Annotated in this window: 20 protein-coding genes; 14 read left to right on the plus strand and 6 right to left on the minus strand. The window is 71.8% G+C overall.

Annotated features, from left to right (window positions below):
- Positions 1–19: 19 nt before the first annotated feature.
- The 8 genes from infA (at position 20) to CFK38_RS07020 (ending at position 7889) form a co-directional block, all read left to right on the plus strand.
- A complete protein-coding gene (gene infA, locus CFK38_RS06985) occupies positions 20–241 on the plus strand; it encodes a translation initiation factor IF-1 (RefSeq protein ID WP_089064401.1) in 222 nt (73 codons plus the stop codon).
- A 22-nt stretch (positions 242–263) separates the two neighbouring features.
- Complete coding sequence (rpmJ, locus tag CFK38_RS06990) at positions 264–377, plus strand: 50S ribosomal protein L36 (protein WP_015776353.1); 114 nt, start codon at positions 264–266, stop codon at positions 375–377.
- 211 nt (positions 378–588) lie between these two features.
- Positions 589–963: a 30S ribosomal protein S13 gene (rpsM, locus tag CFK38_RS06995; RefSeq protein ID WP_096802428.1), complete on the plus strand. Its 375-nt coding sequence runs from the start codon at positions 589–591 to the stop codon at positions 961–963.
- A 104-nt stretch (positions 964–1067) separates the two neighbouring features.
- On the plus strand, positions 1068–1472 hold the full coding sequence (rpsK, locus tag CFK38_RS07000) for a 30S ribosomal protein S11 (RefSeq protein ID WP_062947608.1): 405 nt from the start codon (positions 1068–1070) through the stop codon (positions 1470–1472).
- A 154-nt stretch (positions 1473–1626) separates the two neighbouring features.
- Positions 1627–2622 (plus strand): DNA-directed RNA polymerase subunit alpha, encoded by a 996-nt coding sequence (locus CFK38_RS07005; RefSeq protein WP_096802429.1) that lies wholly within the window; start codon positions 1627–1629, stop codon positions 2620–2622.
- A 27-nt stretch (positions 2623–2649) separates the two neighbouring features.
- Positions 2650–3132: a 50S ribosomal protein L17 gene (gene rplQ / locus CFK38_RS07010; RefSeq protein ID WP_096802430.1), complete on the plus strand. Its 483-nt coding sequence runs from the start codon at positions 2650–2652 to the stop codon at positions 3130–3132.
- 313 nt (positions 3133–3445) lie between these two features.
- A complete protein-coding gene (locus CFK38_RS07015) occupies positions 3446–5515 on the plus strand; it encodes an S-layer homology domain-containing protein (RefSeq protein WP_096802431.1) in 2070 nt (689 codons plus the stop codon).
- A 37-nt stretch (positions 5516–5552) separates the two neighbouring features.
- Complete coding sequence (locus CFK38_RS07020; RefSeq protein ID WP_172895772.1) at positions 5553–7889, plus strand: glycosyltransferase; 2337 nt, start codon at positions 5553–5555, stop codon at positions 7887–7889.
- A 43-nt stretch (positions 7890–7932) separates the two neighbouring features.
- Here CFK38_RS07020 and purL read toward each other — a convergent pair whose 3' ends face one another.
- The 3 genes from purL to CFK38_RS07035 all read right to left on the minus strand — a co-directional run bounded on the left by purL (position 7933) and on the right by CFK38_RS07035 (position 13253).
- Positions 7933–10269 (minus strand): phosphoribosylformylglycinamidine synthase subunit PurL, encoded by a 2337-nt coding sequence (purL, locus tag CFK38_RS07025; RefSeq protein ID WP_096802433.1) that lies wholly within the window; start codon positions 10267–10269, stop codon positions 7933–7935.
- A 141-nt stretch (positions 10270–10410) separates the two neighbouring features.
- Positions 10411–12582 (minus strand): acyl-CoA dehydrogenase family protein, encoded by a 2172-nt coding sequence (locus CFK38_RS07030; protein ID WP_096802434.1) that lies wholly within the window; start codon positions 12580–12582, stop codon positions 10411–10413.
- Positions 12579–13253 carry a TetR/AcrR family transcriptional regulator gene (locus CFK38_RS07035; RefSeq protein ID WP_245851253.1) on the minus strand — a complete coding sequence of 225 codons (675 nt, stop codon included), beginning with the start codon at positions 13251–13253 and terminating at the stop codon, positions 12579–12581. The genes CFK38_RS07030 and CFK38_RS07035 overlap by 4 nt, the downstream gene beginning before the upstream one ends.
- A 161-nt stretch (positions 13254–13414) precedes the next feature.
- Here CFK38_RS07035 and CFK38_RS07040 point away from each other — a divergent pair, with 161 nt between their 5' ends.
- The 3 genes from CFK38_RS07040 to CFK38_RS07050 are packed head-to-tail and all read left to right on the plus strand — an operon-like array spanning position 13415 to position 17118.
- Positions 13415–14737 carry an acetyl-CoA C-acetyltransferase gene (locus CFK38_RS07040; protein WP_096802436.1) on the plus strand — a complete coding sequence of 441 codons (1323 nt, stop codon included), beginning with the start codon at positions 13415–13417 and terminating at the stop codon, positions 14735–14737.
- A gap of 54 nt (positions 14738–14791) precedes the next feature.
- Positions 14792–16132, plus strand: coding sequence for a 3-oxoacyl-ACP reductase (locus CFK38_RS07045; RefSeq protein WP_096802437.1), 1341 nt, complete (start codon positions 14792–14794; stop codon positions 16130–16132).
- Between the two features lie 5 nt (positions 16133–16137).
- The gene (locus CFK38_RS07050; protein WP_096802438.1) at positions 16138–17118 is read left to right on the plus strand and encodes a MaoC/PaaZ C-terminal domain-containing protein; all 981 of its coding nucleotides are present in this window, start codon (positions 16138–16140) and stop codon (positions 17116–17118) included.
- Here CFK38_RS07050 and CFK38_RS07055 read toward each other — a convergent pair.
- Complete coding sequence (locus tag CFK38_RS07055) at positions 17087–18079, minus strand: nucleoside hydrolase (RefSeq protein WP_096802439.1); 993 nt, start codon at positions 18077–18079, stop codon at positions 17087–17089. The two genes, CFK38_RS07050 and CFK38_RS07055, sit on opposite strands and share 32 nt — an antisense overlap.
- A gap of 72 nt (positions 18080–18151) precedes the next feature.
- Here CFK38_RS07055 and CFK38_RS07060 point away from each other — a divergent pair, with 72 nt between their 5' ends.
- Together CFK38_RS07060 and CFK38_RS07065 are read left to right on the plus strand one after the other, a co-directional pair.
- Positions 18152–18550, plus strand: coding sequence for an MmcQ/YjbR family DNA-binding protein (locus CFK38_RS07060; protein WP_096802440.1), 399 nt, complete (start codon positions 18152–18154; stop codon positions 18548–18550).
- Positions 18551–18594: 44 nt separating this feature from the next.
- The gene (locus tag CFK38_RS07065; RefSeq protein WP_096802441.1) at positions 18595–19416 is read left to right on the plus strand and encodes a MerR family transcriptional regulator; all 822 of its coding nucleotides are present in this window, start codon (positions 18595–18597) and stop codon (positions 19414–19416) included.
- Between the two features lie 44 nt (positions 19417–19460).
- On the opposite strand, the gene CFK38_RS07070 is transcribed toward CFK38_RS07065, so the two are convergent.
- Positions 19461–20999 (minus strand): FMN-binding glutamate synthase family protein, encoded by a 1539-nt coding sequence (locus tag CFK38_RS07070; RefSeq protein WP_096802442.1) that lies wholly within the window; start codon positions 20997–20999, stop codon positions 19461–19463.
- A gap of 197 nt (positions 21000–21196) precedes the next feature.
- The gene (locus CFK38_RS07075; protein ID WP_096802443.1) at positions 21197–22330 is read right to left on the minus strand and encodes a serine hydrolase domain-containing protein; all 1134 of its coding nucleotides are present in this window, start codon (positions 22328–22330) and stop codon (positions 21197–21199) included.
- 69 nt (positions 22331–22399) lie between these two features.
- Here CFK38_RS07075 and CFK38_RS07080 point away from each other — a divergent pair, with 69 nt between their 5' ends.
- Positions 22400–23488 (plus strand): pirin family protein, encoded by a 1089-nt coding sequence (locus tag CFK38_RS07080; RefSeq protein ID WP_096802444.1) that lies wholly within the window; start codon positions 22400–22402, stop codon positions 23486–23488.
- Position 23489 lies beyond the last annotated feature (1 nt).

Here is a 23489-nt window from a genome sequence, read left to right on the forward strand (position 1 = left end):
GGCGAGAGATTGGGGAGGCATGGCGAAGAAGGACGGCGTGATCGAAGTCGAGGGGCGAGTCACGGAGGCGCTCGCGAATGCGCGTTTCCGGGTCGAGCTCGACAACGGGCACAAGGTGCTCGCGCACATCTCCGGGAAGATGCGCCAGCACTACATCCGCATCCTTCCCGAGGACCGCGTGGTCGTCGAGCTGAGCCCCTACGACCTCGACCGTGGCCGCATCGTGTACCGCTACAAGTGATCGTCCCGGGAGAAGGAAAGCAATGAAGGTCAAGCCGAGCGTCAAGCCGATCTGTGACAACTGCAAGGTGATCCGTCGCCACGCGCGAGTCATGGTCATCTGCTCGAACCCCCGTCACAAGCAGCGCCAGGGCTGAGCGGAGCATTCCGCCCGTCCCGGCCCCTGCCGTGACCGCCGCCTCGAGCGGCCCGCCCCCGAGGGGGCACCGCCCGCATCGCGGGCACACAAGAGAAGAGACGATCCCACCGGCCCGAGCCGGCCACCCGCAGTACGGAGGCTGCGGCGCCCGGGGCAGACCCGAGGCGAGGGATCGGATCAGGCCTCCGAAACAGTAGGAGAATCTGCACATGGCACGTCTGGTGGGAGTGGACCTTCCGCGCGAGAAGCGCCTCGAAGTCGCCCTGACGTACATCTTCGGCGTGGGACGCACCCGCGCCCTGGAGACCCTGGCCGCAACCGGCGTCTCCGGCGACCTCCGGGTCCGCGAGGTCAGCGATGAGGACTTCGTCAAGCTGCGCGATCACATCGAAGAGCACTACATGATCGAGGGCGACCTGCGCCGCGAGGTCGCCGCGGACATCCGCCGCAAGGTCGAGATCGGCAGCTACCAGGGCCTGCGCCACCGCCGTGGCCTGCCCGTCCACGGTCAGCGCACGAAGACCAACGCGCGCACCCGCAAGGGTCCCAAGCGCACGGTCGCCGGCAAGAAGAAGACCCGCTGATCCACGGCCTCCGCCGTCGGACCGCAGGCGCCTTCCGACCCGTAGTCACTTCGCGCCGCTGAGGGATCCGGCGCACCCCACATCCACCAGAGGAGTTCTGCCGTATGGCAACCAAGACCCGTCAGGCCGCCGCGCGCAAGCCGCGCCGCAAGGACAAGAAGAACATCGTCAACGGCCAGGCCCACATCAAGAGCACGTTCAACAACACCATCGTGTCCATCACGGACCCGACCGGTGCTGTCATCTCCTGGGCCTCCGCCGGCCAGGTCGGCTTCAAGGGCTCGCGCAAGTCGACCCCCTACGCCGCGCAGATGGCCGCCGAGGCCGCTGCCCGCCAGGCGCAGGAGCACGGGATGAAGAAGGTCGATGTCTTCGTCAAGGGCCCGGGCTCCGGCCGTGAGACCGCGATCCGTTCGCTCACCGCGACCGGCCTCGAGGTCGGGTCGATCCAGGACGTCACCCCGCAGCCGCACAACGGCACCCGCCCGGCCAAGCGCCGCCGCGTCTGACCGCGTCGACCGGGGCGGAGCCCGCTGCTCCGCCCCGGTCGTCCCGTGCCGGGCACGGCATCCCCGTGCCCGGCACCCTGGACACCACTCACTCATCTGGCCCACCGCCCCCTTCTGAGCGTCATATGGCGGACGCTCGCGGAAAGGATCCACAGTGCTCATTGCACAGCGCCCCACGCTGACCGAAGAGGTCGTGTCGGAGAATCGCTCCCGGTTCGTCATCGAGCCGCTCGAGCCCGGCTTCGGCTACACCCTCGGCAACTCCCTGCGTCGCACGCTGCTGTCCTCCATCCCCGGCGCCGCGGTCACCTCGATCCGCATCGACGGCGTGCTGCACGAGTTCAGCACCGTCCCCGGGGTCAAGGAGGACATCACCGAGGTCATCCTCAACATCAAGAACCTCGTCGTCTCCTCGGAGAACGACGAGCCCGTCGTGATGTACCTGCGCCGTGAGGAAGCCGGTCGCGTCACCGCCGCCGACATCACCCCGCCGGCCGGTGTGGAGATCCACAACCCCGACCTGCACATCGCGACGCTCAACGAGAAGGGCCGCCTGGAGATCGAGCTGATCGTCGAGCGCGGTCGCGGCTACGTCTCCGCTGCGCAGAACAAGGGCGTCGACGGCGAGATCGGCCGGGTCCCGGTCGACTCGATCTACTCGCCCGTGCTCAAGGTGACCTACAAGGTCGAGGCGACCCGTGTCGAGCAGCGCACCGACTTCGACAAGCTCATCGTCGACGTCGAGACCAAGCCGGCCATCTCCGCGCGTGACGCGGTGGCCTCTGCCGGCAAGACCCTGGTCGAGCTGTTCGGACTGGCCCACGAGCTGAACCAGGAGGCGGAGGGCATCGAGATCGGCCCCTCGCCCACGGACCAGGCGCTGGCCGCCGATCTGGCGCTGCCGATCAACGACCTCAACCTCACGGTGCGGTCGTACAACTGCCTGATGCGCGAGGGTGTCCACACCGTCGGCGAGCTGACCGCCCGTTCCGAGGCCGATCTGCTCGACATCCGCAACTTCGGCCAGAAGTCCATCGATGAGGTCAAGGCCAAGCTCGTCGACCTCGGACTGTCGCTGAAGGACTCCCCGGCCGGCTTCGACCCGTCGGCCCTGGACTCCTACTCCGACGACTTCGGCGACCAGTACTGACCAAAATTTTCTTCAAGGAGAACGACCATGCCTGCACCCACCAAGGGCGCGCGCCTCGGGGGATCCCCCGCTCATGAGCGGATGATCCTCTCGGGTCTCGCCACCGAGCTGTTCCGCCACAAGGCGATCACCACCACTGAGACCAAGGCCAAGCGCCTGCGCCCCCACGCGGAGCGCCTCATCACCCAGGCGAAGAAGGGCGACCTCGCCTCTCGCCGCCGCGTCATGGAGACCGTCCGTGACAAGGGCGTCGTCTACACCCTGTTCGAGGAGATCGCCCCGACCTTCTCGGAGCGTCCCGGCGGCTACACCCGCATCACCAAGGTGGCCCCGCGTCGCGGCGACAACGCCCCGATGGCCGTCATCGAGCTGGTCACCGAGGAGTACTCCCCGAAGCAGGCCGTGGTGAAGGAGGCCGAGGGCGCCGCCAAGCACGCCTCCAAGGCCGACGACACCGCTGCGGCGGAGGAGAGCGCCGCGCCGGCCGCCGATGAGGACGCCGACGCCTGAGCAGCGTCTGACGCCGGCTCTCACGAGGGCGGGTCGCAGGGAGAGATCTCCGCGGCCCGCCCTCGCGGTCGTGCGGGGCAGCGGCCGAGACGACCGGATCCCAGGGAACTGGACCTTTCGGACGAAATGCGCTTATACCCGGTGGAGCGACAAAAATCTCCCCCCTTTGCCGAATCGTGACCAAGAGCGGCGAGCAGGTGCGACGGCGGTGCACTAGCGTGGCGGGCGGGTGTCCCTCCGGCGCTCTGCCGTGCCACCGCACAGTGCTCCGGGCCGCGCCCCGTCCCATCCTTTTCCCCCGGAGCAACTCCTCATGTCTCAGCGGCATCTTCCCCCTGCCACCGACGCCTCGTCATCCGCATCCCTCACCCGGCGCACGCTGCTCGCCGCCACCGCGGCCGCGGTGCCGACGGGTGCTGCCCTGTTCGGGGCCGCCCCGGCGCTCGCGGATCCCTCGGTCACCGATGGTGAGACCCGCATCGTCGACGTGCCGCTCGCGGAGGTCCCGCTGGGCGAGGTCGACGGTGCCCCCACCCGCGAGCTCGCGGAGCAGCCGGCCACCATGGTGGGCGTGACCTGGCCCGACGATATGGACGAGCCCGAGGTGCAGGCCCGGGGGCTCGACCTCGAGGGTGAATGGACCCCGTGGCTGCTCCTGGAATCCACCGAGGACCCGGAGACCGGAGAGGCCGTCGCCGGCACGGAAGCGGGATGGATCGGTGCGGTCTCCGCGCTGCAGATCCGTGCACTGCTCGACGGTGCCGACGTCACCGAGCGGCTCGTCGCGCATGTCGTGACCACCTCGCCCGCCCCGGCCGACGCGCAGGTGGTGGCGCTCGCGGACGCCCCGGTGACCGATACCGCCGCCTCCGGCGCGGAGGCGGCGGAGACCGAGCCCCGGCAGATGCGGATGATGAGCGCGGCGAGGTCGGTCAACCCCGCCACCCCCACGCTGGTGGGCGCGCCCTCGTTCACCTCGCGCGCCGCCTGGGGCGCCAACGAGTCCTGGGTGCGGTCCACCCGGGCGGCGGATGAGCTCAAGTCGGTGGTCGTCCACCACACGGCGGGGTCCAACAACTATTCGCGTGCGGAGTCCGCACAGATCGTACGCGGCATCCAGCGGTACCACGCGGTCACGCTGGGCTGGGCGGACATCGGCTACAACATGCTGGTCTCCCGGTACGGCCAGGTCTTCGAGGGCCGTGGCGGCGGTCTGCACCGCAACATCATCGGAGCCCATGCCCTCGGTTTCAACACCGAGTCCTTCGGCATCTCGGTGATGGGCGACTACAGCAGCTCCGCCCCGCCCCGGGCGGCGCAGGTCGCGCTCTCCCAGCTGGTCGGCTGGAAGCTGCTGAGCACCTTCCATACCCGGACCGATGCCACCGTCCGGTGGACCTCCGGCGGCAGCGACAAGTACTCCGCCGGACGCCGGATCACGCTGCCGGTCATGATGGGTCACCGGGACGTGAACTACACGGCCTGCCCGGGTGACAGCCTCTACGCCCGCTTCGGCGCCATCCGCGACGACGCGCAGGACTTCCACAACGGCGGGTGGAAGGAGCACCTGTGGGCCTTCGAGGGCGCGGGTGGCGCCTCGGCGCTCGGCACCGTGGTCCGCAGCGCGCACCGCACCGGCCGCTTCACGGCGACCCAGCTGACCAAGGGCCTCGTCCTCCAGGAGGACGGGCGCGCCCACGGCTATGCCACCCCCTTCGGGAAGCAGTGGCGAGCCGGCTGGGGACGGCCCGAGAAGGCGGCGTTCAGCCTCGACGGCCAGACGATGCAGAAGTTCGACCACGGTGGTGCTCTGCGTACCGGCAGCTCCACCGTGTTCCACGACGGGACCTTCCTGGATGTGCCGCCGGACCTCATGTACCGCGCGGAGATCGAGAAGCTCGCCGGGCGGGAGATCACCAGGGGCTGGCCGGACCACACCTACCGTCCGCTCGCCGAGATCCAGCGCGACGCGATGGTCGCTTTCGTCTACCGGGCCCTCGGCAAACCGGCCTTCGATCCGCCGAAGACCTCGCCCTTCAGCGACATGCCCCCCAGCCGCATGTTCTACAAGGAGATCACCTGGGCGCGCCACAGGCACATCACGAACGGCTGGCCCGACGGCACCTTCCGACCCACGGCGCCGGTGGAGCGAGGTGCCGTGGCGGCCTTCCTGTACCGTGCGTCCGGGGCGACCTCCACGAAGACCTCCACGCGGTTCTCGGACGTCCCGCGCAACCATCAGTTCGCCAAGGAGATCACCTGGCTCGCCGATGCGGGGATCACCACCGGCTGGCCGGACGGCACGTTCCGTCCGGTGGCACCGATCGCCCGCGACGCGATGGCGGCGTTCATGATCCGTTGGATGAAGCACCGCGGGCTCTGAGCTCATCCTCAGCCGGACCGCCGAGAAGGAGATGCCGGTGAAGGTCGCCCTGCTGTGCGATGTCGATCAGACCGTCTACCACGTCGGGGACGAGGCCATCGCGACGATGAGCGCCCGGAGGCTCCGCGCCCGGGGCCATGAGGTGGTGCCGCTGTCCCGGCGCGAGAAGTACGGGCCGGGGGGACTCGCTCCGCAGGTGAGCATCCCGGCGCTGACCTTCCCCTGGCCGCTCGTGGACCGTGCCCGCTATCTTGCGGAGATCCGCCGGGTGCTGGCCGGGGACCGGGACGCCCTGCCGGCCGAGGACAAGCTGTTCCCCATCATCGAGCAGCTGCGCGCGGTCGACGCCGTGGTGATCGGGGGAGGTGGCAGCCTCACCTCCCGCTACGGCTGGCTGCTGGACGAACGCCTGGCCACCGCGCTGGTGGCTCGCGCACTGGGGAAGCCCGTGGTGCTCTCCGGGCAGAGCCTCGGTCCCGAGCTCACCCCAGCGGACCGCGAGAGCATGCGGGAGCTGCTGGAGCTGTGCACCCTGGTGGGCCTGCGCGATGCGCACAGCGTGCGCACCGCCCGTCAGCTGTGCCCGACGCATCCGGGCCTGGTGCAGACCCTTGACGACGCGATCGGGCTGGGCCTGCCCGAGGGGGAGGAGCCGCCGACCCTCGACCGGGAGCTGCTCAGCGTCACCCTGGGCGGTGACGGGGATCCGCTGCCGCACGAGGACTACGTCGCGGTCGCCTGCGCCGTGATCGAGGAGATCGCGGAGCGCACCGGCGCGCGGGTCGACCTGGTGCCGCACATGGCCGACCCCGACGACGGCGGCGGCGACCTGCTGCTGCACCAGGAGGTCGGCGCCCGCCTGCGGTGCCCGGCGAGGGTGCTGCCGATCGAGCAGGACACCGTCGCCGCGGCCCGCACCACGGCGGCCGCATGGGTGCTCACCACCCGCTTCCACCCGGTGGTGTTCGGCACGTCGGCCGGGGCCTCGGTGCTGGCGCTCCCGCTGAACCGCTATGGCCGCTCCCGCATGGACGGCGCGCTGGCCAACATCGGTCTGGCCGGAAGCGCCGTCCCCGCCGCGGCGCTCTGGGATCCGGTCTCCGGGGGGCCCTCCGCGCTCGTCGGCCCGGTCGTCGACGCGCTGGTCACCGGGCATGAGGCGCACAGCGCGCAGCTGGCGTCCGCGCGTCCGCACCTGCTCGCCGCCGCGGAGTCCTGGTGGGATCGTGTCTCCGCGACCCTGGCGGCCGCGGGGAGGGACGCGGCTCCCGGGGCGGGCGCTGACCCCCGCGGCGCCGGGCTGGACCTCGTGCAGCGTTGGGATCCCGCGCTGCGGGCACGGCTCGCGCCCTGGACGCGCGCCGTCGAGTCCGCTGCGGATCCCTCGGCATCGATCATCATGCGCACCCGGGATCGGCCCGCGATGCTCGACCGTGCCGTCCAGGACGTCCTCGCCCAGACCCGCCAGGACTGGGAACTGGTGATCGTCGACGACGCGGGGGACCGGGACGGGGTCGACGAGATCGCCTCCCGCCACGCGGCCGAAGCCGACGGCCGACTGCGCGTGATCCATCGCGAGACCTCCGTGGGCATGGAGGCCGCGAGCAATCACGGCCTGCGGGAGTCCACGGCCCCCTCCGTCGTCATCCATGATGACGACGACACCTGGCACGCCACCTTCCTGCAGGAGACCCTCGCCCACCTGGCCGCGCATCCGGAGCACGAGGCGGTGGTGGTGCGCACGCTGATCGTGCACGAGCACGAGACGCCCACCGGCCTCGTCGAGGACGAGGTGTTCCCGTCCTGGCCGGAGCTCGAGGGAGTGCGGCTGGTCGACTATCTGGCGGTCAATCGCCACGTGCCGATCTCGATGCTCCATCGCCGACGGGTCCACGACGACGTGGGGTCCTACGACGAGTCCCTCCCCGTGGTCGGCGACTACGCCTTCCATCTCCAGCTGCTGCAGCGATACGCGGTCGGGTTCCTGCCCCGTCCGCTCGCGCAATGGCGCCAGCGTCCCTCCGCGGTGGGAGCGAGCAGCAACTCGATGTATGCCCTCTCGGCGGGGCACCGGCACTACGACGCGGAGCTGCGGGAGCGCTACTTCCGGCCCTGGGTCCAGGAGCACGGCATCGGGCTGCCGATGTTCCTGTCCCAGAACACCGAGACCCATGTCGCGCGCAGCGAAGAGCGTCTGCTCGAGGAGCTGCGGGCGCTGCGCGCGGAGGTCGCGCAGCTGCACGAGCGGCTGGACGGGACCGCGTCCGCCGGCGCCGGGCGGGACACCGCGGACCGCACCGAGAGCTTCGTGCGCCGTGCCGGGCGCCGAGCCCTGGGCGTCGGGCGCCGGGCGCTGCCGCGGCGCGAGAGCTGAACTCTCCCGCGCCGCGGCACCTCGGCGCCCGGCCTGCGAGGCGTCAGCCGAAGTAGCGCGGCAGGGTGCCCTCGCGCAGCTCTCGCAGCTCACCGACGGTGAACGTGCCCACGCCGGCGAGGTCGAGGGCGTCGCCGCCGGTGGTGCCCAGGCGCAGCACCGGGACGCCGTGCTCGGCCGCGAGGGCCGTGAGCTGCTCCTCCTGCGCCGCCGGGACGGCGACCAGGGCCCGGGCCTGCGTCTCGGAGAACAGCGCGGTGAACAGATCCACGCCGTCGCGCTCGAGGAGCCCCGCCGGATCGACCTGGGCGCCGGACCCGAAACGGACCACGGACTCGACCAGCGCCTGGGCCAGGCCGCCCTCGGAGAGGTCGTGGGCCGCAGAGGCGAGGCCCTGCGCGGCCGAGGAGATCAGCACGCGGGCCAGCGAGCGCTCGGCCTCGAGGTCGACCTGCGGAGGCAGCCCGCCCAGGTGCTGGTGGGCCACATCGGCCCAGGCGGAGCCCGAGAGCTCCTCGCGGGTGGTGCCCAGGAGCAGCACGGACTCTCCCTCGCCCTGCCAGCCGGAGGGGACTCGTCGGGCGACGTCCTCGAACACGCCGAGCACGCCGACCACCGGGGTGGGGTGGATCGCCGAGTCGATGAGCCCGGGCTCGCCGGTGGAGTTGTACAGCGAGACGTTGCCGCCGGTGACCGGGACCTCGAGGGTCTCGCAGGCTTCGGCGAGACCGCCGATGGCCTCGACCAGCTGCCACATGGGGCCCGGATCCTCGGGGGAGCCGAAGTTCAGGCAGTCGGTGATCGCCAGCGGCACCGCGCCGGAGGTGGCGACGTTGCGGTAGGCCTCCGACAGCGCCAGCTGCGCACCCGCACGCGGGTCGAGCTTCGTGTACCGGCCGTTGGCGTCCGTCGCCAGGGCGATGCCGCGTCCGGTGCTCTCGTCGATCCGCAGCACCCCGGCGTCATCGGGCATCGCCAGCGCCGTGTTGCCGCCCACGTAGCGGTCGTACTGGTCGGTGACCCAGCCCTTGGAGGCGAGGTCCGGGGAGGCGATCAGGGTGCGCAGCGTCGCGGCGAGCTCCTCGGCGGCGCCGGGGCGGGGGAGGGCCTCGGCGGCATCGGCCTGCAGCGCGTCCTGCCACTCGGGCCGCGCGTAGGGGCGGTCGTAGACGGGGCTGTCGACGGCGACGGTCGCGGGGTCCACGTCGACGATGCGGTGGCCGTGGTGGTCGATGGTGAGCCGGCCGTCGCCGGTGACCTCACCGATCACCGCGGCCTCCACGTCCCACTTCGCGGCGATCGCCTGGAACTGACCGAGCTTCTCGGGGCTCACCACGGCCATCATGCGCTCCTGGGACTCGCTCATCAGGATCTCGCCGGCGTTCAGGCTGGGGTCGCGCAGCAGCACCTCCTCGAGGTGGATGTGCATGCCGGAGCCGCCATTGGCGGCCAGCTCGCTGGTGGCGCAGGAGATGCCGGCGGCGCCGAGGTCCTGGATGCCCTCGACGGTGCCGGCGGCGAACAGCTCGAGGCAGCACTCGATGAGCACCTTCTCCATGAAGGGGTCGCCCACCTGCACGCTCGGGCGCTTCACCGGGCCGCCCTCCTCGAAGGTCTCCGAGGCGAGGATGGAGGCCCCGCCGATGCCGTCCCCGCCGGTGCGGGCACCGAACAGGACCACCTGGTTGCCGGCGCCGGTGGCGGAGGCGAGGTGGATGTCCTCATGGCGCAGCACGCCGAGGGCGAGTGCGTTGACCAGGGGGTTGGTCTGGTAGGCGGCATCGAACACGGTCTCACCGCCGAGGTTCGGCAGGCCCAGGGAGTTGCCGTAGCCACCCACGCCGGAGACCACGCCGTGGACCACCCGGGCGGTGTCGGGATGGTCGATCGCACCGAAGCGCAGCTGGTCCATCACGGCGACGGGGCGGGCGCCCATCGAGATGATGTCGCGCACGATGCCGCCGACGCCGGTGGCCGCGCCCTGATAGGGCTCGACGTACGAGGGGTGGTTGTGGGACTCGACCTTGAAGGTCACCGCCCAGCCATCGCCGATGTCGACCACGCCGGCGTTCTCGCCCATACCGACCAGGAGCTTCTCGCGCATCGTGTCGGTGGTGTGCTCGCCGAAGGTGCTCAGGTGCTTCTTGGAGGACTTGTAGGAGCAGTGCTCCGACCACATCACCGAGTACATGGCCAGCTCCGCGTTGGTGGGGCGACGCCCCAGCAGCTCTCGGATGTTCTGGTACTCCTCCGCCTTCAGCCCGAGCTCGGCGAAGGGCTGAGCCTGGTCGGGGGTGGCGGCGGCGTGATCGACCGTGTCGACATCCGCGTCCGGCGAGGCACCGTCGTGCGGGGTGGAGGGGGCGTTCTCAGCGGTCATCGCGGGTTCGGATCCGTTCATCACGAGGGCTGGGGGAGCGGTGGGGCCGAGGGGGCCCGGCGCGGTCCCACAAGTCTACGAGCGCGGTGCGGTCACGGGCGTCCCGGGGCGTCTGCTGAGACCAAGGCGGCACCCGCCCCCTCAGCGCTTCCCGTCTCGCTTCTCGGCCGCGCGGCGCGCCTTCTTCTCCCGATCGCGCAGCGTCTTCTCACTGACCGGAGAGTCGTTGCTGGCCCGCTGGGCACGGAAGTACGCGGCGGCCTCGTCCTGCCGCTCCTGCTCGCCGCCCAGGGCGATGGGCGCGCGCACGTGGCCGGGGCGCACGTCGAACGCTGCGACCAGGTCGAGCACGTGCGGGCGCAGCCGCCACAGCAGACGGCGCAGATCGCTCTCGATCTGCCGGCCGCGCTGGGTGGAGATCATGCCGCTGAGCAGGAACCAGGCCAGGTCGCCGCTGATCGCGGTGAGACCGAACAGATCACGAACGTCGGTGAGCACGGTGCGGGAGCCCTCGGCTCCGGGTCCTTCGAGCGCCTCGATGCCTCTGGTGAAGGCGCGCCAGTGGACCAGGTCCGCATGGGCACGGGCCGCATCGAGCATCTCCACCTGATGCTTGTTGACCTCGGCGGCGGCATCGGCGGGGCTCATCTTCGCGGCTCCCCGCAGCGCCAGCGCGACCTCCTCGACCTTGACCCGGGCACGATCGGCGAGCAGCTCCTCCTGGAACTCGGCCTGACGCATCGAGTCGAAGGCGCGGCGCGCGTTGCCGCGGTCGCTGACGCTCTGGCCGAGGCGCGCCCACGGGGTGTGGCGCTTGGCGAGCACCTCGGCGCGCTGGGCGATGAAGCGCCCGATCCCGGCCCGGTCCACGCTCTTCAGCTCATCGGTGTAGTCCGAGAGCAGGCGCTTGGCGACCAGCTGCAGCAGGACGGTGTTGTCGCCCTCGAAGGTGGCGTACACGTCCAGATCCTGATGCAGACCCACCAGCTGGTTCTCGGCCATGAAGCCGGCGCCGCCGCAGGCCTCCCGGCACTCCTGGATGGTGTCCAGCGCCAGGCGGGTCGAGGTGGGCTTGAGCGTCGCGGCGAGGGTCTCGAGATCCTCGCGGGACTCGGGATCCTCCGCCCGGCCGGAGAAGACGTCGTCGAAGGCCTGCAGCAGCTGCTCGTGCGCGAAGGCGCCGGCATAGGTGGCGGCGAGCTTGGGCAGCAGGCGGTGCAGATGGGCCTGGTAGTCCATCAGCACCGTCTCCTGCGTGGGATCGGCGGCGCTGAACTGGCGGCGCTGGGTCGCGTAGGTGATCGCGATGTGCAGGGCGAGCTCGCTGGCCCGGATCGCCGAGCCGTCCAGGGAGACGCGGCCCTGCACGAGGGTGCCGAGCATGGTGAAGAAGCGCCGTCCCGGGGACTCGATGGGGGAGGTGTAGGTGCCGTCGGGTGCCACATCGCCGTAGCGGTTCAGCAGGTTCGTGCGGGGGATGCGCACATGATCGAAGGCCAGGCGACCGTTGTCGATGCCGTTGAGCCCGCCCTTCTCGCCGTCGTCCTCGCTGGAGACGCCCGGCAGCAGCTCGCCCTCGGCATCACGCACCGGCACGTAGAAGCAGTGGACCCCGTGGTCGACGCCCCCCGTGATCAGGCGCGCGAACAGCGTCGCGGCCCGCGCGTGGATCGCGGCGTTGCCCAGGAAGTCCTTCCAGGCGGCGCGGAACGGGGTGTGGAGCACCCATTCCCCGTCGTCCCCGCCGGTGGGGTCGAAGGTGGCGGTGGTCGCCAGCGACTGCACGTCGGAGCCGTGACCGATCTCGGTCATGGCGAAGGCACCGGGGGTCTGCAGGGTCATCGCCGGCGGCACCCAGGCCTGCTGCTGCTCCTCGTTGCCCAGCTGGATGATCGCCGAGGTGTACAGGCCCCACTGCACCCCGGCCTTGATCTGCAGGGAGGGGTCGGCGACGATCAGCTCCTCGAAGCCGGCGACGTTGGCGCCGTTGTCGTTGGGGCCGCCGAGGTGCTCGGGCAGCATCGGGTGCGAGACGTCGTCGTCGACCAGGATCTGCAGCTGCTGGAAGACGCGCTCGCGGTGCTCGGCGACGCTGGCGTCCAGCGGTCGGTGCAGCTCGGGACGGGCCGCGCGCTCGCGGGCCGCCAGGCGGGCCTCGGCCCACCGCCCCAGCAGCGCCTCGGAGACCTGGGCGACGTCGAGGCGGGGGGCCCCGCCGGGCAGGACCGGGATGGGGCCGGTGGGATCGGCGGTGGCGGACTCGTCGGTGAGGTCCGCCGCCGGGGTGGTGGCGGTGCGGGAATCGGTGGTCATGCGTGCAGTCCCTTCATGAGCCAGGTGACCAGATGGGTGACCAGCTGATCAGCGGTGAGCGGAGTGGGGTGGGCCTCAGGGGCGGAGCGGGGGAGAGCGGTGGCGGGATCGGTGTCCCCCACCTCGGCGGGCCCGGGCTCGTCGGCCGTCCGAGCGGCCGTCTCCTGGGTGGTCATCCAGGTGTCGACCGCCCGCTCGACGAAGCCCACGGCGCCATGGGCCCAGACCTGCGGAGCGGGGATGTCGGCCGGCAGGAACGTCGCCACCAGGCGCGACACAGCGGACAGGAAGTGGTTCAGCCCGTCGCTGGGCCGGGTGACGAAGCGGTACACGCCGGGGGAGCGCTGCGCGGTCTCGACGTAGGCGCGGATCATCGCGTGGATGCGTTCGTCGGCTCCTGCCTCACGGCCGACGTCGGCCTCCAGCGCGCGCATCTCCTCCAGCAGCTTGGCGTGCATCGTGGACAGGATGCTGCGGCCCAGCGTCCGCTGGAGGTGCGCCTTGTCCTCGAAGTACCGGTAGACGATGGACTTCGAGGTGCCGGAGGCCGCGGCGATGTCCTCCATCGTCACCTCGGGCCCCTTCTCATGGATGAGATGGCGGGCCACGTCGAGCAGCTCGGCCCGCCTCTCCTCCCGGTGGCGGGCCCAGCGGGCCGATCGGCCGTCCATGGGGGCTTGCGTCGTCGCATTCACAGAACCTAGGGTATCAAGTACCCCCGGTTCTATGTAAAGTCTTCTCGCGGGACGACATCCGTCCCCCACCCGATCCCGCGGTGCTCCGCTCCCGCAGAACCACGATCACCCGCAGTGACCACGAAGAGGTGCACACAGTGACCCATCCCGACTTCCCGCGCGACGCCCTGATCCTCGGCGGCAACCGGATCCCCTTCGCCCGCTCGGGCGGCCCCTACACCGGCATCTCCAACCAGGACATGCTCACCGCGACCCTCGAGGGTCTGGTGGCCCGGTTCGGCCTGCAGGGAGAGAAGCTCGGCGAGGTCGCCGGCGGCGCCGTGCTGAAGCTCGCCGGGGACCTCAACCTCACCCGCGAGAGCGCACTGGGCACCCCGCTGGACCCGCGCACCCCCACGATCGACATGTCCAAGGCCTGCGCCACCAGCCTCGAGACCCTGATCCACGTCTCCAACCGGATCCAGCTCGGCCAGATCGACTCCGGCATCGCCTGCGGCGTGGACTCCGCCTCGGACTCCCCGATCGAGGTCACCCCGCGGCTGCGCCGGATCCTGCACCGCGCCTTCGCCGCGAAGACCGCGAGGCAGCGGATCACGGCGTTCAGCACGCTCAGGCCCGCCGACCTCGCCCCGGTCCCGCCCCGCAACGGCGAGCCCCGCACCGGTCTGTCCATGGGCGAGCACCAGGCGCAGACCACCGCCCAGTGGGGCATCACCCGCGAGGCCCAGGACGAGCTCGCCCTCGCCTCGCACCAGAAGCTCGCCGCCGCCTACGACGCCGGCTTCTTCGACGACCTGGTCACCGGCTACCGCGGCCTCGCCCGGGACCAGAACCTGCGCCCCGACTCCACGCTGGAGAAGCTCGGCTCGCTCAGGCCCGTCTTCGGCACGAGGTCGCCGCAGGTCGCCGAGCCGACCATGACCGCCGGCAACTCCACCCCGCTCTCCGACGGCGCCTCCTCGGTGCTGCTGGGCAGCGCCGACTGGGCCGCTGAGAAGGGCCTGACCCCGCTCGCCCGCGTGGTCGACGCGCGCAGCGCCGCGGTGGACTTCGTGCACGGCGAGGAGGGCCTGCTGATGGCCCCGGCCTATGCCGTGCCCGAACTGCTGGACGCCAACGACCTGGCCCTGCAGGATCTGGACTTCTACGAGCTCCATGAGGCGTTCGCCTCCACGGTGCTGGCCACCCTGAAGGCCTGGGAGTCCGAGGAGTTCTGCCGTGAGCGCCTGGGCCGCGGCGGAGCGCTCGGCAGCATCGACCGCTCCAAGCTCAACGTCGCCGGCTCCTCCCTCGCGGCCGGCCACCCCTTCGCCGCCACCGGCGGGCGCCTGGTCGCGACCCTGGCCAAGCTCCTGCATGAGCGGGCGAAGGAGACCGGGATCGTCCAGCGCGGCCTGCTCTCGGTGTGCGCGGCCGCCGGGCAGGGCACCGTCGTGCTGCTCGAGTCCGTCACCGACTGACGCGGCACCCGCACCACCGCCGCCCGCGACCGCACTCTCGACCCGGAGGTCCTCATGACCGATGCCTATACCCGCTTCATCCGCTCCGCCCCCGGCGGGGCCCTGGCCAAGCAGCTGGGCCTGCCCCGCCCCTCACGGCTCCTGCGCCGCCCGGACCGCCCCGAGCCGGTGCTCGGGCCGGTCGTGGTGCTCGGCGACTCCGCCGGCGCGGACCGGATCGCCCATCTGCTCCTGGAGGAGGGTGCCGATGTGCGCCGCCGCTTCGAGGAGCTCCGCCGCGTCGGCTCCGTGATCGTGGTGCTCGACGAGATCTCCGCCCCGGCGGAGATCGGACCGATCATGCTGCCGCTGGCCGGCGCGATGCGCTCCCTCGCCCCCGGCGCGAGGGTGGTCACGATCTCCCGCCCCGCCGGGGACCAGAACCCCGCCCGAGCCGCCGCCCGCGGCGGCGTCGAGGGCTTCCTGCGCTCCCTCGCCCACGAGATGCGCGGTGGCGCGACGGCCAACGGCGTCCTGGTCCAGGACGGGGTGGCGCTGGACGCCCCGGCAGTGATCGGGGCACTGCGCTTCTTCCTCTCCGCCCGCAGCGCCTTCGTCACCGGACAGCTCCTCACCGTCTCCGGCGAGGCCGGCAGTGCGACCGAGAACCGCTCGCTGCCGCTGGCCGGCCGCACCGCACTGGTCACCGGGGCGGCCCGCGGCATCGGAGCGGCGATCGCGCGGACGCTCGCGGCCGACGGCGCCCAGCTCGTGGTGCTGGACGTCTCCGGTGCCGGCACGGAGCTCTCACGCCTGGCCAACGAGCTGCGCGCGGTGCCGATCCAGCTGGACGTCACCGCGACGGGAGCCGGCGAGCGCCTGGTCTCCTTCCTCCGCGACCGGGACCTGACCCTGGACGTGGTGGTCCTCAACGCCGGCATCACCCGCGACAAGCTGCTGGCCAACATGACCCCGGACCGCTGGGATCCTGTCCTGGCGGTGAACCTCACCAGCCAGATCACCCTCACCGAGGCTCTGATCGAGGCCGGGGACGTGCTCGGTGAGCAGCCGCGCGTGGTGTCGCTGGCCTCCACCAGCGGGATCGCCGGCAACCGCGGGCAGACGAACTACGCGACCTCGAAGGCCGGGGTGATCGCCCTCGTCGGCGCGCTCGCCGCGCGGCTCGAGGCCCTCGACGGCACCGCCAACGCCGTCGCCCCCGGTTTCATCGAGACCGAGATGACCGCGAGGATGCCGGCGCTGACCCGCGAGGTCGCGCGCCGGCTCAACTCCCTCCAGCAGGGCGGTCTGCCGGTGGACGTGGCCGAGGCGATCGCCTTCCTGTGCTCCGCCGAGGCGGGCGGGATCCGCGGCGAGACGCTGCGCGTGTGCGGCCAGAACATGGTGGGGAAGTGAGCGCCATGTCCCGCACCGCCCCGGGCACGACCCCCGCCGGCGCGTCGTCGGAGGAGGTCAAGGATCTCGCCGACCTCCCCTCCTTCCCGACGATCTACGCCGCGGCGCTGGATCCCCGCTCCGGTCGAGGCAGGCGCGGCGGCGGCAGGAGCGGCGGGGAGCCGGAGCTCCCGCAGCTCGCCTATCGGGTGCGCGCGGTGCGGATCGATGCCGAGCGCGCCCGCGACTTCGACCACCTGATGGGCGGGCCGGCCACCGACCTGGTCCATCCCGGGGTACTCCACGTGCTCGCCTTCCCCCTCTCGCTCGCGCTGATGGCCCGTCGGGACTTCCCCTTCGCACTGCTGGGGCTGGTGCACCTGCGCAACCAGGTGCTCCAGCACCGGCCGGTGCAGGTGGGCGAACTGGTCGACGTCGAGTGCCGGGTGCGGGACCTGCGCCCGCATCGCAAGGGCCGCACCTTCGAGGCCGTCTCGACCATCCTCGGCGAGAACGGAGTGATCATCGCCACCGACGTCTCCACCTATCTGGTGCGCGGCGACGCGCCCTCGGCCGGGGAGCCGTCCGGCACCGCCCCGTCGGCCGCCGGGACCTCCTCCGATCGCCGGGACTTCGAGCCGCCCCGCCCCACGGGCCGCTGGACGCTGGGTGGTGACACCGGCCGCCGCTACGCCGCGGTCTCCGGGGATGTGAACCCGATCCACCTCTCGGCGGTCTCCGCCAAGGCCTTCGGGTTCCCCCGCGCGATCGCGCACGGCATGTACACCGCCTCGCGGGCCTTCACGGAGTCTCGCGCGGACCTCTCGCGGCCGCTGCGCTGGGACGTGTCCTTCGACGCGCCGGTGACGATCCCCGGCACCGTGCTCGTCGCCTACGAGGACGATCCGGGAGGGGGCGCGGTCCGCTGCCTCGGCTGGCGTGCCGGGCGCGGCGACAAGGGCCCGCGCCGGTGCTTCACGGCCGAGGTGACCACGCTGGATCGCTGAGCCGGCCCAGCCCGGCCCGCAGCGTCTCCAGCAGGTGCTCGACGAACTCGTCGGGCCGCACCTCGGTGAGCACCTCGAGGTTCGGGGCACGGCCCCAGCGGCCCAGCTCATCGCCCACGGTCTGCCCGCGGGTCAGGGTGCCGGCCAGCTCGACGTCCACCGCGAGCGGTCGGGTGGACGCGAAGTCCCCGGTGACGGCGTGGGCGGTGACCAGCGGGTCGTGGACGTGCGCCATCCAGCCGAAGCCGTCGGCCTGGTGGAACTCGAAGTAGAAGCGCAGCGCCTCCACCAGGATCCGGGCGATCGGGTGACCGCCGTCGGTCGCGAGCTCCGTGACCCGGTCCAGGGTGTCCTGGGTGAAGCGGACGGTCTCGGTCGCCTCGAGCGAGCCCATCACCGGGCGCTGCGCGGCGCCGGTGAAGGCGGAGAGCACGCGCTGGGCGGCCTCGGGATCCACGGCGATGTTCCATTCGCTGGTGGGCCCGGTGTTGCCCCGGTGATTGATCGCGCCGCCCATGAAGTGAAGACGCCGCAGCAGGTGCGGGAGCTCCGGCTCGATCTCCAGGGCCAGCGCGAGATTCGTGTGCGGGCCGAGCACCAGGCCCACCAGCTCGCCGGGACGCGCGCGGGCGAGGTCCACCCACAGCTGCGCGCCGGTGCGCGGATCTCCCGGATGCGCGGACTCGGGCAGCACCGCATGGCCGAGACCGCCCGGACCGTGGGTGTCGTCGGCGAACATCGGCTCCTGCACCAGCGGCCGGTCCGCGCCGCGGGCGATCGGCGCGTCGACGCCGAGCAGCTCGGCGAGGACCAGGTTGTTGCGGTGCACGGCGGTGACCGCGACGTTGCCGCCGGTGGAGACGATGCCGGCGATCTCGGCCTGCGGATGCGCGGCGAGGTAGCTCAAGGCGATCGCATCATCGATGCCGGTGTCGCAGTCGACCAGGAAGGGGACAGTCATGCCACCAGCGTACGGTCGCCGCGGGCCGCGCGGGCGCTGGCGCCGTCGCCGCTGCTGCGGGAGGATCGGGGGATGGCGCATCCGCAGATGTTCGATGACGACGACCCGCTGCTCGAACGGGTGCGTGCGATCGCGCTCGCCCTGCCCGGGGCGCAGGAGAAGATCAGCCACGGCAGGCCGGCCTTCTTCACCACCAGGGTCCATTGCTACTACGGCGGCTCGGTGAGGACCGACGGGCACTGGCACGCGCACGACCGGGCCGTGGTGCTGCACCTGCCAACGGCCGAGACCGCGGCCCTGCTGGAGGAGGCGCGCTGCTTCGTTCCGGCGTACCTCGGCCCCTCCGGCTGGATCGGCGTGGATCTGGACGAGCGGACCGATGCCCAGGAGCTCGCCGAGCTGATCGAGGAGTCCTACCGCACGGTGGCGCCGACGCGGCTGGTGGCTCAGCTCGATGACACGGCCCGATGACCCCGCTTGACCGTCACGCGACGTCAGGGAGGACGGTGGTGCCCATGACCGAGACGACAGTGCACGAGGACCTCACCGTGGGGCGCGTCGCCGACCTGGTCGGCGTGAGCGTCCGCACCCTGCACCACTGGGATGCGATCGGCCTGGCGCGCCCCGGCGGGCGCAGCTGGTCGGGGTACCGCCTGTACGACGCCGACGACGTGGCCCGGATCCACCGGGTCCTCGTCTACCGCGAGCTCGGTCTGGCGCTCGCGCAGATCGGAAGGATCCTCGATGACCCCTCCGTCGACCCGCGCGAGCACCTCCAGCGCCAGCGGGCCCTGCTCCAGGAGCGGATCCGCCGGCTCGAGAAGACGGCACTGGCCGTCGACGAGATGATCGAGAGGACCGACATGAGCGACAGCACCGAGAGCACGATCGGGATCAGCCCCGAGGAGCAGGCCCGCATCTTCGGCACCGACTGGGACCCCGCCTACCAGGACGAGGCGCGCGAGCGCTGGGGCGGCACCGACGCCTGGACGCAGGCCGCGGCCCGCACCCGGGACTGGGGCGCCGCGCAGTGGCAGGAGATCAAGGACGAGACCGATGCCGTCGAGGCCGCGCTCGCCGAGGCCCTCGGCCGCGGCGTCGCGCCGGGCGGCGAGGAGGCGAATGCGCTCGCCGAGCGGCATCGGGCCACCATCGCCCGTCACTACGACTGCACGCCGTCGATGCAGGTGGTGCTCGCCCGGATGTACACCGAGGATCCGCGCTTCGCCGCCCACTACGACGAGCGTGCCGAGGGGCTCGCCGCCTGGCTGCGGCGCGTGATCGAGGAGAACGCCCGGACCCACGGCGTGGACCCGGAGACCGCGACCTGGCAGTGAGGGAGCGGGTCAGCGCGGCGGGAGGTCCTCGGTGACCCGGGGCCTCAGTGGTGGGTGCGGAACGACTGCGCCGAGGCGGCGGCCCAGGCGGCGGCCCAGTCCTCCGGCGGGTCGGTGAGCAGCTGCTCCGGCTCCAGCCACTCGTACAGCTCCGCATAGGAGGCGTTGGCCGTCTGGGAGAGGTTGCGCCGCAGCATCCACGGACGCAGCTCCGAGGGACTGGAGACCCCCATCGCCGCCATCAGCTTCACGGCTTCGGCGACCGTCCCCTGCTGGTACTGCGTCACCCGGACGGACTTGTCCTCGACGACGAGACCGCGCTGACGATACGGGTCCTGGGTGGTGACCCCGGTGGGGCAGTGACCGGTGTGGCAGCGCTGGGCCTGGATGCAGCCGATCGCCATCATCATCGCGCGGGCGGAGTTGGTGAAATCGGCCCCCTGGATGATCCGCTTGACGATGTCGTTGCCGGCGGCGACCTTCCCGGAGGCCCCCAGCCGGATGCGGTCCCGCAGCCCGGTCCCCACCAGGGCGTTGTGCATCGTCATCAGGCCCTGGGTCAGCGGCATCCCCATGTGGTCCTCGAACTCCAGCGGGGCCGCGCCGGTGCCGCCCTCGGAGCCGTCGACGATGATGAAATCCGGTGCGGTCCCGACCTCGAGCATCGCCTTGCACAGGGAGAGCACCTCCACCTTGCTGCCCACGCAGAGCTTGATGCCGACGGGTTTTCCACCGGAGAGCTCCCGCAGCCGGACGAGGAACTCGATGAGCCCCACCGGGGTGTCGAACATGGTGTGCGAGGCGGGGGAGACACACTTCTCGCCTGCGGGGACACCGCGGATCTCGGCGATCTCCGCCGAGACCTTCGGCGCCGGCAGCACTCCACCGATACCGGGCTTCGCACCCTGGCTGAGCTTCACGGAGATGCACTTGACCTGGTCCTTGGTGGCCTTGTCCCGGAAGATGTCCTCATCCAGTCGGCCGTCCTCGGTGCGAGCACCGAAGTAGCCGGTGCCCAGCTCCCAGATCAGATCTCCGCCCATCTCCTCGTGATACGGGGTCAGCGATCCCTCGCCGGTGTCCTGGGCGAACCCGCCCCTCTGCGCACCCTGGTTCAGGGCGCGCACCGCGTTGGCGGACAGCGCGCCGAAGCTCATGGCCGAGACGTTCAGCAGCGCCATCGAGTACGGGCGGGCGCAGTCCGGGCCACCGATCTGCACGCGCGGGACGGACTCCGGCTGGGGGGCCGGATGGATGGAGTGGACGAGGTACTCGTACCCGGCGGCGTCGACGTCGCGCTCGGTGCCGAAGGCCTGCTCGCCGTGGATGCCCTTCGCGCGCTGGTAGACGATGCTGCGGATGTCGCGATCGAAGGGTCTGCCGTCCCAGTTGCGTTCGATGAAGTACTGCTGCAGCTCCGGGCGCAGGCCCTCCAGCAGGTAGCGCATGTGGCCGATGACCGGATAGATGCGCAGGATCGTGTGACGCTTCTGCGTCAGGTCATGGGCGGCCAGAGCGCCCACGGCCGTGCCGGCGACGCCCAGGGCGGCGGCGACGGTGGTGCGGAGGGACGAGCGGGACATCAGGATCTCCTCGGGGTCGCTGGGCGCCCCCGGATCCGGTCTCCGCCGGACCGCGGCGGAGCGGACACCGGGATGATGTGCATCACGCACCGTTCCATGCTCGCACGCCGCGTCGCGTCGGGGGAGGAGGGGACGAGGGTCGATGCGTCCGGGCGGCGCGGCGGTGCAGGGCCGCCGGAGGGTCGGAGCGCTGCGGCTCAGCGCGGAGGCAGCGGATCCTGCGTGGCGGTGAGATCGCCGTACCCCTCGAGCAGCGGTGCGAGGCGGGGACCGATCTCCACCTGCGTGAGCAGCAGGCCGAGCGTGCCGTCGGGGTCGACGAAGAAGTCCGTGCCGGCGCCGCCGGACCACCCCCAGCGGCCCCGGTGCGGTCCGTCGGCGACCACGGACACCCCGAAGCCCCAGCCCGTGTGCTCCCAGAATCCCGGGAAGAACGATTCGCGGGACTTCGCGTCCGCGGGCACCTGATCGCTGCTCAGCATCCTCAGGTGCTCCCTGCCGATCAGCTCGCCGTCGCGGAGGGTCCGCAGGAAGCGGAGGTAGTCGGGCGCGGTCGAGAGCAGCTCGCCGTGGCTCATGTCGAACGGCGGCGGGCCGACGTGGGGTCCGCCGGCCGCGGGTTCTCGTCCTACGAGCTCTCCGCCCTCGTCCGCGTAGCTGGCCGGCAGGCGGTGCGCTCGGTCCCGCGGCACGAAGTACCCGGTGTCGGACATGCCCAGAGGGGTGAACAGGGACTTTTCGAGATGCTCTCCGGTGCGGGTGCCGCTGATCCGGGACAGCAGGATCCCGAGCAGACCGAAGGAATGGTGGTAGCGCCAGACCTGCCCGGGCTGACCGACCAGGGGGAGGGAGGCGAGCGCCGCCAGCCACGCATCGGCCCCGAGCGTCGGCGGCAGGGGTCCGGCCTCGGTGGCCGTCTCCGCCATCGCGCGCTGCAGCGGTGACCGGGCGAGGATCATCCCGCAGCCCGACGTGTTCGTCAGCAGGTGGCGCAGCGTGATCGGGTGCTCCGCGGGGACGGTGTCGGTGAGCGGGGCCTCCGGTGCGGTGAGCACCCGCGGGGCACGCAGCTCCGGCAGCCAGGTGGCCACCGGCTCGTCGAGGGTGAGCGCGCCCTGCTCGACCAGGCGCAGGGCCGCCACGGCGGTGACCAGCTTCGTCATCGACTGGATGCGGAAGATCGCCTCGACTCTCATCGGCGGGCCGCCCACGGCCATCGCTCCGACGGCGATCGGTGCCGGGTCCTGGCCGAGGGCGATCACGCCTCCCGGCACGATGCCGTCGTCGACGGCGCGGGTCAGCAGTGCGGCGGGCGAGGTCGGCGAGGACATGGCCACAGCGTAGGGGTGAGGTGAGGTCCGGCACAGGGTCGACGGAGCCGGGCTCTCTACACTCGTCCCATGAGCCCCGTCGAGGATTTCGTGCTGCTGGAGCCGCGGGAGGTGCCGCTCGGCGGCCCCCGCGGCATGAGCGTGCACCGCACGCTGCCGGCTCGGCGCACCTCCCTCATCGGCGCCTGGTGCTTCGTGGACCATTTCGGTCCCGATGACGTCTCCGCCTCCGGCGGCATGCAGGTGCCCCGCCACCCGCATACGGGCCTGGCGACCGTGTCCTGGCTGTTCGAGGGCGCGATCACGCACCGCGACTCGATCGGCAGCCACGCCCTGGTCCGCCCCGGTGAGGTGGACATCATGGTGGCCGGCTCCGGCATCACCCACTCCGAGTTCTCCGTCGCCGACACCACGATCCTGCACGGCATCCAGCTCTGGTATGCGCTGCCGGACCGTTCGCGCTTCCGCGACCCGCGCTTCGAGGTCTCCGCTCCGCCCGAGATCGGGACCGCCGGAGCTCGCGCCCGCGTGGGCCTGGGCGGCTTCCGGGCCACCAGCGAGGACGGCGTCGTGCTCGAGGACCGCAGCGAGGTGCGGACCGATACAGCGCTGAGCATGGTCCAGCTCGATCTGCGGGCCGGCGGCCTCCTGCGCATCGATCTGGATCCCGAGCACGAGTACGGACTGCTCGTCGACCGCGGCGCCGCGCAGCTGCGTGCGGAGCTGCCGAGCATGGACCTGCCAGCGGGGTCGCCGCGTGAGGCCGGAGGGCGCGGGACCACGATCACGAGCCGGGAGCTGAGGGTGCTGCCCGAGGGCGCGACGCAGCTGACGATCCGCGCCGAGCCCGGCGAGGACCTGCGGGCCATGCTGCTCGGCGGGGAGCCGCTGGGGGAGGACATCATCATGTGGTGGAACTTCGTGGGCCGCACCCATGAGGAGATCGAGCAGTTCCGCGCCCGCTACCAGGCGGAGATCGGGCTCGAGCTCTCCCTCGCGGACGCGCCGATCGCGGACATCGCACTCGAGCGCGGGGGCCTCGACGCGCAGGACGAGCAGTTCGGCCCCTTCGCCGCGGAGACCCCGGACGCCCTGCCGGCACCGACGCTGCCGCATGGCCGCCTGCGCTCCCGCGGCCGGCGCGGGCTTCCCGCATGAC

The organism is Brachybacterium vulturis (assembly GCF_002407185.1).
Taxonomy (GTDB): domain Bacteria; phylum Actinomycetota; class Actinomycetes; order Actinomycetales; family Dermabacteraceae; genus Brachybacterium; species Brachybacterium vulturis.

Bases quoted from the DNA above. Each gene is read 5' to 3' on its own strand.
- infA (WP_089064401.1), top strand. From the start codon at position 20: ATGGCGAAGAAGGACGGCGTGATCGAAGTCGAGGGGCGAGTCACGGAG.
- rpmJ (WP_015776353.1), top strand. From the start codon at position 264: ATGAAGGTCAAGCCGAGCGTCAAGCCGATCTGTGACAACTGCAAGGTG.
- rpsM (WP_096802428.1), top strand. From the start codon at position 589: ATGGCACGTCTGGTGGGAGTGGACCTTCCGCGCGAGAAGCGCCTCGAA.
- rpsK (WP_062947608.1), top strand. From the start codon at position 1,068: ATGGCAACCAAGACCCGTCAGGCCGCCGCGCGCAAGCCGCGCCGCAAG.
- rplQ (WP_096802430.1), top strand. From the start codon at position 2,650: ATGCCTGCACCCACCAAGGGCGCGCGCCTCGGGGGATCCCCCGCTCAT.
- CFK38_RS07015 (WP_096802431.1), top strand. From the start codon at position 3,446: ATGTCTCAGCGGCATCTTCCCCCTGCCACCGACGCCTCGTCATCCGCA.
- purL (WP_096802433.1), bottom strand. From the start codon at position 10,269: ATGACCGCTGAGAACGCCCCCTCCACCCCGCACGACGGTGCCTCGCCG.
- CFK38_RS07030 (WP_096802434.1), bottom strand. From the start codon at position 12,582: ATGACCACCGATTCCCGCACCGCCACCACCCCGGCGGCGGACCTCACC.
- CFK38_RS07035 (WP_245851253.1), bottom strand. From the start codon at position 13,253: ATGGACGGCCGATCGGCCCGCTGGGCCCGCCACCGGGAGGAGAGGCGG.
- CFK38_RS07045 (WP_096802437.1), top strand. From the start codon at position 14,792: ATGACCGATGCCTATACCCGCTTCATCCGCTCCGCCCCCGGCGGGGCC.
- CFK38_RS07050 (WP_096802438.1), top strand. From the start codon at position 16,138: ATGTCCCGCACCGCCCCGGGCACGACCCCCGCCGGCGCGTCGTCGGAG.
- CFK38_RS07055 (WP_096802439.1), bottom strand. From the start codon at position 18,079: ATGACTGTCCCCTTCCTGGTCGACTGCGACACCGGCATCGATGATGCG.
- CFK38_RS07060 (WP_096802440.1), top strand. From the start codon at position 18,152: ATGGCGCATCCGCAGATGTTCGATGACGACGACCCGCTGCTCGAACGG.
- CFK38_RS07065 (WP_096802441.1), top strand. From the start codon at position 18,595: ATGACCGAGACGACAGTGCACGAGGACCTCACCGTGGGGCGCGTCGCC.
- CFK38_RS07070 (WP_096802442.1), bottom strand. From the start codon at position 20,999: ATGTCCCGCTCGTCCCTCCGCACCACCGTCGCCGCCGCCCTGGGCGTC.
- CFK38_RS07075 (WP_096802443.1), bottom strand. From the start codon at position 22,330: ATGTCCTCGCCGACCTCGCCCGCCGCACTGCTGACCCGCGCCGTCGAC.
- CFK38_RS07080 (WP_096802444.1), top strand. From the start codon at position 22,400: ATGAGCCCCGTCGAGGATTTCGTGCTGCTGGAGCCGCGGGAGGTGCCG.